General features: G+C 37.2%; 13 protein-coding genes and 8 tRNA genes. 20 read left to right on the plus strand and 1 reads right to left on the minus strand.

The genetic code is table 11. The annotated features are described in order from the left end of the window. Positions 1-23: 23 nt before the first annotated feature. From CXF79_RS02260 to CXF79_RS23470, 20 genes are all read left to right on the plus strand, one after another. Positions 24-626, plus strand: a complete 603-nt coding sequence (locus CXF79_RS02260; RefSeq protein WP_101153740.1) for a hypothetical protein — start codon at positions 24-26, stop codon at positions 624-626. A 422-nt stretch (positions 627-1,048) separates the two neighbouring features. Beyond that, a complete protein-coding gene (locus CXF79_RS02265) occupies positions 1,049-2,884 on the plus strand; it encodes a DEAD/DEAH box helicase (protein ID WP_011042558.1) in 1,836 nt (611 codons plus the stop codon). Positions 2,885-3,117: 233 nt separating this feature from the next. Continuing rightward, positions 3,118-3,552 (plus strand): tol-pal system-associated acyl-CoA thioesterase, encoded by a 435-nt coding sequence (gene ybgC, locus CXF79_RS02270; protein ID WP_011042559.1) that lies wholly within the window; start codon positions 3,118-3,120, stop codon positions 3,550-3,552. After that, positions 3,542-4,228, plus strand: a complete 687-nt coding sequence (gene tolQ, locus CXF79_RS02275; RefSeq protein ID WP_011042560.1) for a protein TolQ — start codon at positions 3,542-3,544, stop codon at positions 4,226-4,228. The genes ybgC and tolQ overlap by 11 nt, the downstream gene beginning before the upstream one ends. Positions 4,229-4,237: 9 nt before the next feature. Continuing rightward, entirely contained in the window at positions 4,238-4,663 is a 426-nt protein-coding gene (gene tolR / locus CXF79_RS02280) for a protein TolR (RefSeq protein ID WP_011042561.1), read from the plus strand. A gap of 1 nt (position 4,664) precedes the next feature. Further along, positions 4,665-5,609, plus strand: a complete 945-nt coding sequence (tolA, locus tag CXF79_RS02285) for a cell envelope integrity protein TolA (protein ID WP_232769055.1) — start codon at positions 4,665-4,667, stop codon at positions 5,607-5,609. Positions 5,610-5,731: 122 nt separating this feature from the next. After that, positions 5,732-7,090 carry a Tol-Pal system beta propeller repeat protein TolB gene (gene tolB / locus CXF79_RS02290; RefSeq protein WP_198560023.1) on the plus strand — a complete coding sequence of 453 codons (1,359 nt, stop codon included), beginning with the start codon at positions 5,732-5,734 and terminating at the stop codon, positions 7,088-7,090. A gap of 63 nt (positions 7,091-7,153) precedes the next feature. After that, positions 7,154-7,708 (plus strand): peptidoglycan-associated lipoprotein Pal, encoded by a 555-nt coding sequence (gene pal, locus CXF79_RS02295; RefSeq protein WP_011042564.1) that lies wholly within the window; start codon positions 7,154-7,156, stop codon positions 7,706-7,708. A gap of 53 nt (positions 7,709-7,761) precedes the next feature. Continuing rightward, the gene (gene ybgF, locus CXF79_RS02300) at positions 7,762-8,553 is read left to right on the plus strand and encodes a tol-pal system protein YbgF (protein ID WP_101153742.1); all 792 of its coding nucleotides are present in this window, start codon (positions 7,762-7,764) and stop codon (positions 8,551-8,553) included. A 172-nt stretch (positions 8,554-8,725) separates the two neighbouring features. Next, positions 8,726-8,801 (plus strand) — tRNA-Lys (locus tag CXF79_RS02305). Between the two features lie 123 nt (positions 8,802-8,924). After that, positions 8,925-9,000, plus strand: a tRNA-Lys gene (locus tag CXF79_RS02310). A 36-nt stretch (positions 9,001-9,036) separates the two neighbouring features. Continuing rightward, positions 9,037-9,112: transfer RNA gene (locus CXF79_RS02315), tRNA-Lys, on the plus strand. 93 nt (positions 9,113-9,205) lie between these two features. After that, a tRNA-Lys gene (locus CXF79_RS02320) sits at positions 9,206-9,281 on the plus strand. Between the two features lie 33 nt (positions 9,282-9,314). After that, positions 9,315-9,390, plus strand: a tRNA-Lys gene (locus CXF79_RS02325). A gap of 167 nt (positions 9,391-9,557) precedes the next feature. After that, positions 9,558-9,633 (plus strand) — tRNA-Lys (locus tag CXF79_RS02330). Between the two features lie 432 nt (positions 9,634-10,065). Then, positions 10,066-10,141: transfer RNA gene (locus CXF79_RS02335), tRNA-Lys, on the plus strand. Positions 10,142-10,542: 401 nt separating this feature from the next. Further along, the gene (nadA, locus tag CXF79_RS02340) at positions 10,543-11,601 is read left to right on the plus strand and encodes a quinolinate synthase NadA (protein WP_011042566.1); all 1,059 of its coding nucleotides are present in this window, start codon (positions 10,543-10,545) and stop codon (positions 11,599-11,601) included. A 247-nt stretch (positions 11,602-11,848) separates the two neighbouring features. After that, a tRNA-Ser gene (locus CXF79_RS02345) sits at positions 11,849-11,938 on the plus strand. 338 nt (positions 11,939-12,276) lie between these two features. Then, on the plus strand, positions 12,277-13,020 hold the full coding sequence (locus CXF79_RS23465; RefSeq protein ID WP_198560015.1) for a PAS domain-containing protein: 744 nt from the start codon (positions 12,277-12,279) through the stop codon (positions 13,018-13,020). A 41-nt stretch (positions 13,021-13,061) separates the two neighbouring features. Beyond that, positions 13,062-14,435 (plus strand): putative bifunctional diguanylate cyclase/phosphodiesterase, encoded by a 1,374-nt coding sequence (locus tag CXF79_RS23470; protein ID WP_198560016.1) that lies wholly within the window; start codon positions 13,062-13,064, stop codon positions 14,433-14,435. Positions 14,436-14,479: 44 nt separating this feature from the next. On the opposite strand, the gene CXF79_RS02355 is transcribed toward CXF79_RS23470, so the two are convergent. Further along, positions 14,480-15,586, minus strand: a complete 1,107-nt coding sequence (locus tag CXF79_RS02355) for a GGDEF domain-containing protein (protein WP_101153745.1) — start codon at positions 15,584-15,586, stop codon at positions 14,480-14,482. Positions 15,587-15,742: the final 156 nt, after the last annotated feature.

Genomic DNA, 15,742 nt, shown 5'->3' on the forward strand with positions numbered 1-15,742 from the left:
ACAACAAGTAGCATGGAATTCAAGTGGAATTTTCGACGGAAGAATTGGAATTTTTCAACAATATCTTTGCTGAAAAATCAACAGATTGTATGACTAGTGACTCACATCACAAGCTTGGTGTGAAATCAGGTGTGCCTCAGAATTTAAGACAAGTTTTAGTGGGTAGTCAATTAACGCTATTAGCAGAAATTAGTCATTACCAATTATGGTTCCCTATCTCTCTATCAATAAATGAGCAAGGTGATTTCTCACCTAAATTAGGTACTCCTGAAGTTATTGATATAAGAGGGCACGAGCGTAGCTGGCGAATAAAAACGCCTAAAAATGTAGCCGTTATTGATATTTTTCATGATCAAAAAATTGAAATTTTGTCACTTTCGGCCACAGGGTTAACGTTAAAAGTACCTAACTCAGGTAACAATTATATTGATCTACAGCAGTATTCGTTTGAAATGAGTTTAGCAGGTGAAGAACCGCTGAAGCTTGAGCTAGACTTAGTCAGACGTGATAAAAATATTGTTGCAGCTAAATTTAAAGATTTACAAGAGGGGAAGGAAGCATTAAGAAAATTCCTATTCAACTCACATCAACTGAAGTACTCCAACCTTTATCAAGACGTTATTTAATAAAGTTCTTGTCAAATAGCAATATCTCTGTATAATGCGCGCCTCGATAACAGGTTGAATGAATTTCAGCCAAAGTTAGTCCAATAAGCGACTTACTTATACTAACTAGCAATAGTTTAATGGATGTATAAGTATATTGAGATGAGTGGGGTTTTACCGCCCAATAGACTTCCCAGCTAATTCGCCCCTAGAATTAGCAAGAAATATAGCGTCAATAGAACGCTATGCGCCTTAAGTCTTCCTGGTGGTTTCCTCGTATATATTTTACGCAGGTTAAGACTTAGCAATTTAAATCAAATGCTATTAAGTGCAGCTAATTAACACCCGTTAATTTGGCGGCAGCTTTGTGATTGATTTTTATAATTACGGCCAAGTAATTATGCTCAAGTAATGCGCCTGCCTTGCGAAGATGAAAATTATTTATGACTGATCAAAAAACTGAAACTGTAACAGAACCTGAAGCTGTAGCTTTTGCCTCTTTAGGCTTACCTGAAAACTTATTATCTGCCGTTCTTTCTATTGGCTTTACTTCTGCTACCGATATTCAAGCACTAACTATACCACCATTACTTGCTGGTAAAGATGTGTTAGGTGAAGCTCAAACAGGTACAGGTAAAACTGCTGCCTTTGGTTTACCTGCATTAGCAAAAATTGATACTTCAATTAAAAAACCACAATTAATGGTTTTAGCACCGACTCGTGAATTAGCAATGCAAGTTGCTGAAGCAATCGAATCTTTCGGTAAAGACATGAAAGGTTTACGTGTTGCTACATTATACGGTGGCCAATCTTATGGACCACAATTTCAACAACTAGAGCGTGGCGCACAAGTTGTTGTTGGTACTCCTGGTCGTTTAATGGACCACTTACGTCGCAAAAGCCTTAAATTAGATGAATTACGTGTTTGTGTGCTTGATGAAGCAGATGAAATGTTAAACATGGGCTTTTTAGAAGACATCCAGTGGATTTTGGATCATATACCAAAAACTGCACAAATGTGTTTGTTCTCTGCGACCATGCCACCAGCGATTCGTAAAATTGCTAACCGTTTCTTAAAAGATCCTGAGCACATTAAAGTTGCTGCTGTTAAAAAAGCAAAAGCTAACATTACTCAGTACGCATGGAAAGTTAGTGGCATCACTAAAATGACTGCGTTAGAGCGTATTGCTGAAGTAGTTGAATACGATGCAATGATTATCTTTGTTCGTACTCGTAACGATACTGTTGATATTGCTGAAAAATTAGAACGTGCCGGTTACCCTGCATTAGCACTAAATGGTGATTTGAACCAAGCACAACGTGAACGTTGTATTGACCAAATGAAATCTGGTAAATCATCTATCCTAGTTGCTACAGACGTTGTTGCTCGTGGTTTGGATATTCCTCGTATCTCTTTGGTAATTAACTATGACTTACCGGGCGATAACGAAGCATATGTTCACCGTATTGGTCGTACTGGTCGCGCTGGTCGTGAAGGTATGTCAATTGCTTTTGTACGTCCACGTGAAATGTACTCAATTCGTCATTATGAGCGTTTAACGAATGGTACTGTTCTTAATTATGATTTACCAAATATCCAAGATATTGGTAAAATACGTATTGAGCGTACTCGTGTTGAAGTAGCAAAAATTGTTGCTGATAAAGATATCTCAAGCATGCGTGAAATTGTTGAAGGCATGGCTGCTGAATCTGAAGTTTCTATGATTGATCTTGCTGCAGCATTGCTTTTCCAAAAGCAAATGAAGCAACCACTTCAACCAAAAGAAGATCCTAAGCCTCGTCGTGATGCGCGTGAACGTACTGACCGCAATGACCGTGGTAACGATCGTAATAGCCGTGGTAATGATCGCAATAGCCGTGGTAATGATAGCCGTAGTGCTGGTCGTGATTCACGTGGTGGTGAGAACCGTAGCAACCGTGATGAAAAACCACGTAAAGCTAAAGTTAATCGCAGTGATGTTGATTGGCAAACTTACCGCCTAGAAGTCGGTAAAGAGCATGGCGCTCGTCCAGGTGATATTGTTGGCGCTATTGCTAATGAAATATCGCTTGATAGTAGCTACATCGGTGCTATTAATTTACATGACAAACATAGTTTTGTTCAGTTACCTAAAGGTATCCCAACTGACTTGTTTAACCAGTTGAAAGGAGTGCGCGTTCGTCGTCAACCTCTTTCTATCACTACTTCAGATGAAGCAGTTGTTAGCCAACAACAGCGTCCAGCTCGTCGTACTGAAAAAGCACCACGTCATACTTAATTGATGCGATAGCTTTATACCATTGCACATAAAAGAGTGAATACTTTTTTATGTGAGATGGTGTCACTTTAAAAAGCGCCTTATGGCGCTTTTTTTGTTTTTCGCAATGATAAAAGCTGGTTTAGGGCTTTTTATGCTAAAAAGTGTAAGTTTTTATCTCCGTCGCCTTGTTTGCCTATTGCTTTATCTATTACTATAGAGCCCAAAGTACAATAAAAATAATTCTAATAGTAATGTCTGAAATAACATCCCAACCAAACGTTGAATCAGCCCATCATTTCGCAATTCGTGTCTATTACGAAGATACCGATGCCGGTGGAATTGTCTATTATGCGAACTATTTGAAATTTTTTGAACGCGCGCGAACAGAGTGGCTTAGAAAAATAGGCATAAACCAAGAAGTATTTTTGCAACAAAAGTTGGGTTTTGTGGTCAGAAAGGTTGAAATGGACAATGTTGCCTCGGCAAAACTTGATGATTTACTTGAAGTGAGTTCAACCATCATAACGCTGAAGCGTGCAAGTTTAGTGTTTCAACAACAAATTACCAACCAAGAAAAACAAGTATTGTGTACTGCTAAAATACGTATAGCGTGCGTTGATTTTAGTCAAAATAAACCCTGTGCTATTCCCGAATTAATACTAGGAGCGTTTAAACGTGTCAGCTGAAATATCTATTTTCCATTTGTTTTTAGAAGCAAGCATATTAGTGCAATTTGTAATGCTTGTTTTGCTTACTTTTTCTATTGTCTGTTGGGCGATGATATTTCAACGTAGAAAAATTTTACGTACCGCCGCGGCTGAATTGAAAGCATTCGAAGATAAATTCTGGAGTGGGGCTGATTTAAGTAAGCTTTATAGCGAAACTTCTGCAAAGTCACAAATACAAGGCATTGAAAGTTTATTTATAGCAGGCTTTAAAGAGTTTGCCCGTTTGCGAAAAAGCCATATTGATAACCCTCAAATTATTGTTGATGGTACGCACAGAGCTATGCGTGTTGCTCTATCACGTGAAGTAGATAGTCTAGAAACGCATTTACCTTTTATGGCAACAGTAGGCTCTATTAGTCCTTACATTGGCTTGTTCGGTACAGTTTGGGGCATCATGAATTCATTTATTGCTCTAGGTGCGGTAAAGCAAGCCACGCTTGCTATGGTTGCTCCAGGTATTGCGGAAGCATTGATTGCCACCGCAATGGGGTTATTTGCTGCCATTCCTGCGGTAATTGCCTTTAACCGTTTTAGTCATAAAGTTGAGAAGTTAGAAAATAGCTACGGTAATTTTATGGATGAATTTTCGAGTATTTTACAACGACAATCAGCCGCCGAGCAATCTACTAAATAGGGTATTACTATGTACCAAAGAGTTAGACGCCGCAAAGTGGCTGAAATAAATGTGGTTCCGTATATTGATGTAATGTTGGTATTACTCATTATTTTTATGGTTACCGCACCTTTAATAACCCAAGGGGTTAAGGTTGATCTACCGCAAGCAGATGCAGAGCCGCTTGATGAAGACAGTAAAACACCTCTGGTTGCCAGCGTAGATGCGCAAGGGCGTTACTATTTGACCGTTGGAGCCAATGATAAAGAGCCAATGTCTGCTGAAGAAGTTGCGATATTAGTTAAAGCACACCTAGCTATTGAACCAGGTACTCCGGTAGTTGTTAATGGCGATGGCGCGGTATCATATGATGCAGTTATACAACTGATGGTGATGTTACAGAACGTTGCAGGTGTTCCTTCGGTTGGTTTAATGACAGATTCGGTGGGGGAATAGCGTGGTCCAGCAATCAACTTCTCCTTTTAATATGAAGTCACCTTATTTTAAAGCTGTGTGGCTAAGTATCGCATTGCATGTTGTTTTACTCGTTGGTTTATTGTCAGGAGACTTTTCTTCAGAGCCTAAACCATTACCTACGCCAACAAGCCAATCAGCTGAGCCAATTAAGGCAGTAGTTATTGATAAGGCAAAGTTTGAGCAAGCAGTAAACAAAATTAAGAGACAGAAAATTAATGAGCGTGATGCTGAGAAAAAGCGACTGAAAGCCGTTGAAAAACGTGCGTCAGATGCTAAAAAGCGTCGTGTACAAGAACAAGCACGCATTAAAAAATTAGAGAAACAACGTAAGCAAAAAGAACAAGAAAAGATTAAGGCAGATAAAGCGGCTAAATCATCAAAAGCTAAAGCAGCTAAAGCTGAAAAAGTACGTAAACAAAAAGAGCAGGAGAAACAAGTTGCTGAAAAGGCCGCTGCTGCTGCCAGAAGTAAACGTATAAAAGAAGAAGCGGATGCCAAAAAAGCAGAGGATTTACGCCTTAAAAAAATTGCAGATCGAAAACGTCAAGAAATAGCAGCAAAAGAACAAGCTATTCAAGATGCTATGTTAGCAGAGCAAATGGCTGATGAAATGGCGACCCGTAATAAAGCAAGACACCAACAAGTGATGACGGAAGTACAACGTTATTCAGCGTTGATTCAACAAAGTATTAATCAACGTATGATTACAGATCGCAGCACTATGGCAGATAAATCTTGTCGATTAACGCTCACGCTGGCACCTTCTGGCTTCGTTATTGATGTAAAAGTAGGGCAAGGCGATAAAGTGGTGTGTGATGCCGCCAATATAGCCATTGGTAAAGCAGGTACGTTACCAGTTTCTAAAGATCCTGAAGTATTTAAAGAAATGCGAGAAATTGCGGTTACGGTAGAACCCAAATTTTAACTGATATTATTTATCAGTATATTTTAATAGAGATTATAGGACCGTGTTTGGCTACATGGTTTTATTAAAATATTAAACCAGTTAATTTAATAGCAATACCTCAAGCTATTTAAAGGAAAAGTATTAAAAATATGAAATTATTATCAAACATTGTATTTGGTGCCTTGATTGCATTCACTTCTGTTAAGGCAATGGCGGCATTAGAAATTGTCATTACCGGGGGCGTAGATAGCGCAAGACCAATAGCTATAATCCCTTTCAATTGGACTGGTACCGGCGAGCGACCAGAATTATTATCAAAAGTTATTAGTGATGATTTATTACGTAGTGGCAAGTTTAGCCCTATTGCAATAGATAGATTTCCGCAAACTATCTCGGATGCTAAAGCAATTGATTACAGTGCTTGGGCTAACTTGGGTGCTGAAGCCGTATTATTAGGTAATATCAACGAAGTTGCACCAGGTCGTTATCAAGTCAGTTACCAGTTAGTTGACGTGATACGCGGACAGATCACCGGCGGTGAAACCTCAATGCTCAGTAATGGTGAATTAGTTAATCCTAAGGATCATATATTGGCGCAAAGTAGCGCTAACATACAACTGAATCAAGCACGTCGTTATGCACACAGTATCAGTAATGTTATTTATGAAAAACTTACGGGAAGTAAAGGCGCATTTTTAAGCAAAATTGCCTATGTTATTGTTCGCGATCAAGGAAAGTATCCATACCAACTCGCTTTTGCTGATTATGATGGTTTTAATGAACATGTATTGTTAAGTTCTAAAGAACCATTAATGTCACCATCTTGGCATCCTAATGGTGACCAATTAGCGTATGTTTCATTTGAAAACCGTCAAGCACAAATCCACAGTATTGATATTTATACCGGCGTGAGAAAATCAATTAGCTCATTTAATGGTATAAACAGTGCCCCACGATTTTCTCCTGATGGAAAGAGCATGGCAATGGTCTTATCAAAAGATGGTAATCCAGATTTATATGTTATGGAGTTAGCTACCATGAAATTACGTCGCATAACACGTAATCGAGCGATAGATACTGAGCCGAGTTGGACTCCAGATGGTAATTCATTGATATTTAGTTCAGAACGGGGTGGAAAACCGCAGCTATATCGCGTAGATTTAGCCGGGGGGAAAGTAAGACGTTTAACTTTTGATGGCGAGGTGAACCTAGGAGGTTCAGTAACACCTGATGGTAAACAACTGATTATGGTCAACAGAACGCGTGGTAAATATCGTTTAGCGAAGCAAGAATTATCATCTGGTTTATTTCAGGTGTTAACCGAAACTCGTTTAGATGAATCGCCAAGTGTGTCACCAAACGGTGGTATGATCATATACAGTACCTTACATAATAATCGACAAGTATTGGGTTTAGTGTCGGTAGATGGTCGCTTTAAAGCTAGATTGCCTGCACTTGATGGTCAAGTGAAAGCACCTGCTTGGTCACCATTTTTATAATAATAAGATATACAAATAACTAATTGAATTTTAACTTATAATTTTAGAACAAAGGAAAATAAAATGCGCTTTAATAACATAGTAAAATGCTTAGCAATTGCTTTACCTCTTACCATTCTATCTGCTTGTAGCTCAAACTCTGACACCGATGAGCAAAGCCAAGTCGATACTAATGCCCAAATTACTAAAAATGCGGAAGATGCTCAAAAAGCTCAAGAAGCAGTTCAAGTTACAGCGGCAAAACGTGCTGCAGAAATTGAAGAACAAAAACGTCAAGAATTAGCGCAATTACGTTCAGAACACATCATTTACTTTGATTTTGATGTTTCTAACGTAAACGACCAGTTCTCAGCTATTTTAGATGCACATGCTAAATTCTTAAATGCTAACTCAGATGTAAAAGTATTAATTGAAGGTCATGCCGATGAACGTGGTACACCTGAATATAATATTGCACTAGGCGAACGTCGTGCTAAATCAGTAGTTACTTATTTAGAAAACATGGGTGTTGCTGCAGGCCAACTTACTGTAGTTAGCTACGGTGAAGAAAAACCAATGGTTAAAGATCGTAGCGAAAATGCTTTCTCTAAAAACCGTCGTGCCGTACTAGTTTACTAATACTTACTAATACTTACTAAGACTTAATAAGTCTCAACTAAGCAGGTAACTGAATGAAACTGAATAAAGTTTTATTTGGCATGATGTTTACAGCTAGCGCCGTTAGTGCGTTAGCTGTAGCTCAAGCGCCAGTCATTGATGTTAACGCCAATTCTATCGACTCTTCAGCGTTAACAGAGCAATTAACAACCTTGTCACGTAAGTTAGACTCACGTAATAAGGCACAAGTGAATATACAACGTCAGTTGGATCTTTTACAAAATGAAGTGAATGAACTTCGTGGCGTGACTGAATTGCATACCCACAAATTAAGTCAAGTATTAGAGCGTCAACGAGAGCTGTATAAAGAAATTGATAGACGAGTTAATGAAGTACTTAAATCAACAAGTAAAACTGCTTCAGTTACTACGAGCCCAGTTGCGACGATTAGCACCGCAGGCAATGCAACTAGTTACAGTAATAACTTAACTGAAAATGAAACTTATGACCATGCACTTAATCTCGTTTTAAAAGATAAACGTTACCAGCAAGCTATTGTTGAATTTAGAGCCTTTAATAAAAGCTTTCCAAATTCAAGCTATGCACCTAACGCCCATTATTGGTTAGGCCAATTACTCTTTAATCAAGGCGAACTTGCACAAGCTGAACAAGAGTTCTTAATTGTTGTTAACAAACATAAAGACTCAACTAAGCGTCCTGATGCACTATTAAAGCTTGCTATGGTTGCTCAAAAGCAAAATAATGCTAAAAAAGCGATTTCAACCTATCAACAGTTGATAAAAGAGTACCCAGAATCAACAGCGGCAAAACTTGGCAAGCCACGTTTAGCCAGTTTAACTAAGTAAAGTATTTATAGGCTATTGGCACTAAATTGCTTTTTGTTGATGATAAAACTAGCGCATTGCTGACAAATTGCTCGAACAGTAAATTATATTAAGAAAAACGAAGTTTATTGTTGCACTTAAATAAATTATGAGTATTATATGCCCCGCATTGAGGCAGTGACTCAATGCATGTCGGCCGTTAGCTCAGTTGGTAGAGCAGTTGGCTTTTAACCAATTTGTCGAAGGTTCAAATCCTTCACGGCCGACCAATTTCTAAGGTAAAATATTCGCTTGTTGAAGTGATGTTTTATTTTGAATAAAAAGTCTCTTTATCGTAATCGATTTATCGTAAAGATAAGGGAGCAAGTAAATTTATAATGTAACTCTTGAATCGGCCGTTAGCTCAGTTGGTAGAGCAGTTGGCTTTTAACCAATTTGTCGAAGGTTCAAATCCTTCACGGCCGACCAATTCAAGAACGATTAATATTTACTTATAAGATAAAACGGCCGTTAGCTCAGTTGGTAGAGCAGTTGGCTTTTAACCAATTTGTCGAAGGTTCAAATCCTTCACGGCCGACCACTTTCTAATTCAAAGTAATAACTTTGAGTTTGAATTAAAAGTCTCGTTATTATAATAGATAATTGAGCATGTAAATCGAAACAAATCTTGAATCGGCCGTTAGCTCAGTTGGTAGAGCAGTTGGCTTTTAACCAATTTGTCGAAGGTTCAAATCCTTCACGGCCGACCATTTCAAGAAAGTAAAAGTGTATATTATTAGGAACGGCCGTTAGCTCAGTTGGTAGAGCAGTTGGCTTTTAACCAATTTGTCGAAGGTTCAAATCCTTCACGGCCGACCACTCCTAATCTAAAGAACAGCAATAAGCTTCATCATATTTCTACAGTGATATAACTTCTTAGAATTAAAGCTAAGGCTTTTAACCGTTTAAGCTAAATTTATTCAAAGCTTAAAATTCTTCACGGTTGACCAATTCAAGAACATTTATCATTTATTTATAGTTAGGAACGGCCGTTAGCTCAGTTGGTAGAGCAGTTGGCTTTTAACCAATTTGTCGAAGGTTCAAATCCTTCACGGCCGACCACTCCTAATTTAAAGAATAACGATAAGCCTCATCATATATTTATACAGAGATATAACTTCTTAGAATTAAAGCCAAGGCTTTTAACCGTTTAAGTCCAATTTATTCAAAGCTTCAAATCCTTCACGGCCGACCACTCATAATTAAAGAATAACGATAAGCCTCATCATATATTTCTACAGAGATTTAACTTCTTAGAATTAAAGCCAAGGCTTTTAACCGTTTAAGTCCAATTTATTCAAAGCTTCAAATCCTTCACGGCCGACCACTCCTAATTTAAAGAATAACGATAAGCCTCATCATATTTCTACAGTGATATAACTTCTTAGAATTAAATCCAAGGCTTTTAAACGTTTAAGCTAAATTTATTCAAAGCTTCAAATTCTTCACGGCTGACCAATTCAAGAACATTTATCATTTAGTTATAATTAGGAACGGCCCTTAGCTCAGTTGGCAGAGCAGTTGGCTTTTAACCAATTTGTCGAAGGTTCAAATCCTTCACGGCCGACCACTCCTAATTTAAAGAATAATGATAAGCCTCATCATAAATTTCTACAGAGATATAACTTCTTAGAATTAAAGCCAAGGCTTTTAACCGTTTAAGTCCAATTGATTCAAAGCTTCAAATCCTCCACGGCCGACCACTTCTAATTTAAAGAATAATGATAAGCCTTATCATAAATTTCTACAGTGATATAACTTCTTAGAATTAAAGCCAAGCCTCAAACCCTGCACAGCTATCCACTTTTAATTCAATCAGTAATTCAATAACTATTCTAAATACCCTTTAAGATTCACATAACTCATAACCAAAGCGTTTAACCGTTTAAGCTGACCATTCTCCACTACACATTAGTATTACTTTCCCTTATAATTACCGCGTTTTTACGTGTCCTGAATTAGAGAGAATCCATGAGTATAAGTAATACTGCGGTAGATTTTGATTTTCAATTTCCAGCCAAACCAAAACCTTTAGCCAATGATGAAAAGGCACAATACATAGAGAAAATTAAACTGCTCTTAATTGAAAAGAATGCCGTATTGGTTGCGCATTATTATACTGACCCTGAGATTCAAGCTCTTGCGGAAGAAACCGGTGGTTGTGTCGCTGATTCTCTAGAGATGGCTCGTTTTGGTAAACAGCACTCGGCAGAGACCTTAATTGTTGCTGGTGTGAAGTTTATGGGCGAAACGGCTAAAATTTTAACACCAGAAAAAACTGTTTTAATGCCTGAGCTTGAAGCGACCTGTTCGTTAGACTTAGGTTGTCCTATTGAAGAGTTTTCTGCTTTTTGTGATGAGCATCCAGACCATACGGTTGTTGTTTATGCAAATACCTCAGCAGCAGTTAAAGCTAGGGCTGATTGGGTGGTAACATCGAGTATTGCACTAGAAATAGTTGATATGCTTGAGAGTGAAGGTAAGCCTATTCTATGGGGGCCAGATCGTCACTTGGGTTCATACATCGAAAAAGAAACAGGTGCCAAAATGCTGATGTGGCAGGGCGCTTGTATCGTTCATGATGAATTCAAAGCAAATGCACTTCGTGATCTCAAGCTACAATACCCCGAGGCAGCAGTACTTGTTCACCCAGAGTCACCTGCTAACGTTGTTGAAATGGCCGATGCTGTAGGCTCAACCAGCCAGCTAATTAAAGCAAGCCAAGACATGCCTAATACCCACTTTATCGTCGCAACGGATAAAGGTATCTTTTATAAGATGGAACAAGCTAACCCTGGAAAGACCTTTGTAGCCGCTCCTACAGGCGGTAACGGTGCAACCTGTAGAAGTTGCGCTAGTTGCCCTTGGATGGCAATGAATGGTCTTAAATCGATTCATGATGCGTTAGTCAGCCCTGTTGGTAAAGAAATCAACGTTGATGAAAATCTAGCTGCACAGGCCTTAATTCCTTTAAATAGAATGCTTAACTTTGCCGCAGAAAATAAATTAAAAGTAAAAGGTAATGCCTAGCTTTGTCGTGTAATTCATTCATTTTTAATATTTATGAATAAATAAACAGCACTTAAACCATTTTTTAACGATAAAATTAAAATAGCCTTGCACCAGCAAGGCTTTTTTTCTACCATAGCGCCTGTTGACGTTAAGGTACCTAGCTTAATGGTTAGTATGGTGATTTTACATGTATAACGTGTATATCAACTGAGTACTGAATTGGAAGCAATGATGAAGATAACATTTTAAATATCATACAAAATTTGGTGAGCTGGCCGAGTGGCTGAAGGCGCACGCCTGGAAAGCGTGTAAAGGTTTATCCCTTTCGAGAGTTCGAATCTCTCGCTCACCGCCATATTCTATAGATAAGCCTCTGTTTTACAGGGGCTTTTTCGTTCTTAACTACGGTAAAAATTCTGCCACATAACTCTGTCACAAAAAAGACAAGTTATATTGCTACTTCCAAATTACTTAGCTCAATCCCCACTCATCAGTAAAGCATACATCTAAACCTAGATGGGCATTTCAACGTTCATTTAAACGATTGTTTGTTGACACCCATCATATTAATAACTGAACTAACTTGTTATATTGTATAAAAAAGGATTTAGCCATCGGTGGAAAAGGGCTTTCTAAATAAAATATCCTTAATATAGTTCTCTTATAAAAAACTTATCTGAGTGAAAGATATTTATGAATGTTCATCGAATAACAAGTATCGTAAAAAGCATTTCAGACATCAATAGTGATAATTTTTTTGATGAAATTTGTTTGTCACTAAGTCGTGCCATTGATGCAGATTTTGTTTTTATAGCGAGTATTGATGACTCCAAAACCAATGCAACCTCTATTGCTGTCGCTAATAGAGGTTGCATAGTTGACAACTTTACTTATGCACTTAAATCTTCTCCCTGTGCTGAAGTTTCTAATGAATCTATTTGTACCCATCGTTGTAATATTCAACATCTGTATCCAGATGACCTCTTACTCAAAGATATGAAAATTGATGGTTATGTAGGCATTCCTTTAAAAACGAGTAAAGGGCAAGTTAGTGCAATTTTGGTCGCTTTGTTTGAAGATAATATTAGTAATGTTCTGGAAGTGGAAACACTCTTTATGCTTTTTTCTGGTTTGATAGAGAAAGAAATACATAAAAGTAGCTACTTAAAAAAAATAGAATTTTCTAATAATATCATTGCTAATACTCACGAAGCTATCATGGTGTGCGATAAAGACAAATTTATAACTTATATTAACCCGTCATTTACGCGTATGACTGGGTACACACAAGCTGATTTGCATGGCAAAACACCCAAAATTTTAAATTCTGGAAAGCAAACTAAAGCCTTTTATCAGACCATGTGGGCAGACATCAATAAAATGGTCACTGGCAAGGTGAGATTTGGAATAAATGTAAAAATGGTAGTGAATATTTAGAATGGCTTTCTATTACTGCTATTGTAGATGAGTCTAATGAATTGACACATTACACCGCTTTTTTTTCTGATATCACAGAGCAATATATAGCGAAAGAAAAAATAAAATTTCAAGATTCATATGACGATTTAACCAAAACAGCCAATAAAAAAACATTATTCACCTTTATCGAACGGTCAATAATACAATACTCAAATCAGCTTGAATGTACTACTCCTGCGGCCTTACTCGTTATAGATATTGATTTTTTTAATAAGTTTAATAGTCTTTATAGTCATGCATTCGGTGATGAAGTACTTATGCAAGTATCTAGTAGGCTCCAGTCATTGATTAGATCAAGCGATATTGTAGCGCGTACTAGTGGCGATAATTTTGCATTATTTATTAACCACATAACTAATCAGGATTCGATAGTTTATTTTATCGACAAAGTGACGCATGCATTCTTAAAACCCTTTGTCATAGAAGGTATTAATATAAAAATAACATTGAGTATCGGTGTTGCTTGCTTTAGACAAGATACACAGGATGTACATCGGTTATTTGAAAAAGCAGAACAAGCTATGTTTGCTGCTAAAGACAATGGCCGAAATTCTTATGAATTTTATAGTCAACTGCTATCTGATAAAGCAAATAAAGAAGAACAATTAAAGCTATCGCTAGAGTCCGCTATTGAAAATAATGACTTTTGTGTGGTTTACCAACCTATCGTATCACTGAAAAATAAATCGGTTACTAAATTTGAAGTCCTAATTCGATGGAATATGCATGGCAAATGGGTTTCTCCTGTAGATTTTATTCCGACAGCCGAAAAGTTTGGTTTGATATCGAAAATAGGAGACTTGGTTTTAAATCTAGCCTGTACCGAATTATGCAAGCTCAGAAAAATGGGCTTTAGTGATATCGTTTTTAATGTAAACCGATCTATCTATGAATTCACTTCTGGTCTGAATGATATTTCATGGCTTGATACGATAAAAAAATATGACCTTAACCCTGAAAGCATATGTTTTGAGTTAACTGAAAGTGTTCTTGCGCCTGAAAATGATAGATGCATAACTTTACTCAATAAACTGCAAAACGCGGGTTGTACCATCGCATTAGATGACTTTGGTACTGGCTATTCATCCTTAAATTATTTACGTAGATTCCCAATCGACACTTTAAAAATAGATAGAGGTTTTATTTCTGAAATGACAAAAGTAGAAGGTGATAAAGTGCTTGTGTCAGCTATTATTTCAATGGCTAAAGCACTTGGTATCTCTGTTGTTGCCGAAGGTGTCGAATTAAAACAAGAAGTTGATATTCTTGTCTCATTAGGTTGTGATTATATCCAAGGTTATTACTTTTCAAAGCCATTAGCACCTGAGTTACTTCCTCAGTACTTAACTGACTTTGAATATGGTAATCAGTAGGTTTTAAGTTAATAGGCTTTAAGTTTGGACGTTTAAAATACTAATTATTGAATACTTTTAGCACAACCACGGCCATTTGATTTAGCAGAATAAACCCCATCATCAGCAGCTTTCATCAGATCTTCAATACTTGTCATTTGTGCGGTTTTTGTTGCAACGCCTATACTGGTGCTTAGTGAAAGTTGGCTGTCAGATATATCAATACTTAGCGACTCTACTTGTTCATTTATTAATTCAGCAATAAGCAAACCACCTTCGAGCTCCGTAGCGGGACAAATTATAAAAAATTCATCGCCACCTAAACGACAAGCAATATCGTCCGTTCTTATCGCATGTTGAAATACTCTGGCTAATTCAATTAACACCACATCGCCTATATCATGACCATGGGTGTCGTTAATTTGCTTAAAGTAATCAATATCTATCATCAAGCAGCTAAGTGGTAAATTATTATTTACTGACTCTTCCCATAACAAGGTTAACTGTTGCATAGCATGACGACGGTTTGCCATGTTGGTGAGAGGATCCGTTAATGATAATATCGCTAACTCCTTATTACGCTCACTTAATTGTTGGGTGCGTGAAATAACTTTGGCTTCAAGGGTTTTATTAAGCTCCATTAAATCTTTGTTTCTTTCGGAGATTTGAATAAATAGTGCATTAAGTGCTTCAAGTAATGGCTCTGTAGACTTGTCTTTAATCCTTTCTTCAAAGTCATAAGCATCGCGTGCTGAGAGCCCTCCTTGTATTGCGTTCATTTGTTTTGCCATATTCATATCTGTGCCCAGAATATGATAAACAAGCCAGTGTATAATAAGGTCTAAAATGTAGCGTGCGATAGATAACTTATCCGTCACTTGATCAGACAATAAGGTAGATATTTCATCAAGAATATCACGGTGTAATTTTTCGTGATGCGTGATGTGACGAGTATCTAAACCCACACTGCGCATCAACTGTTCCTCATCCTTAAAATGAAATTTGGTGTAATCAATGAGCTTATTCAGTGTTAGTTCGATATCCGTTTCGGTTGTTGTATTGTTTGCTAATAAGTGACTATATTCATTAATTATTTCGACGAGACATTGGTGTTGATCATCAACTTTAGCAACACCTGTTTCGTAATTACTATTCCAAATAAATGTTTTCATAAAGACTGTAAATATTTCATAATTAATTAAGTATTTTAGTATACATACAAACTAAAAGTTAACGCTGATTTAAATCAACACTTTCAAATTCCTCCTAAAACATTGACTTAAATCAAAAACGTAGTGAACGTTAATTTAAGTATTTATCTAGTTGTA

Source organism: Colwellia sp. Bg11-28, from assembly GCF_002836245.1.
Lineage (GTDB): Bacteria > Pseudomonadota > Gammaproteobacteria > Enterobacterales > Alteromonadaceae > Colwellia > Colwellia psychrerythraea_A.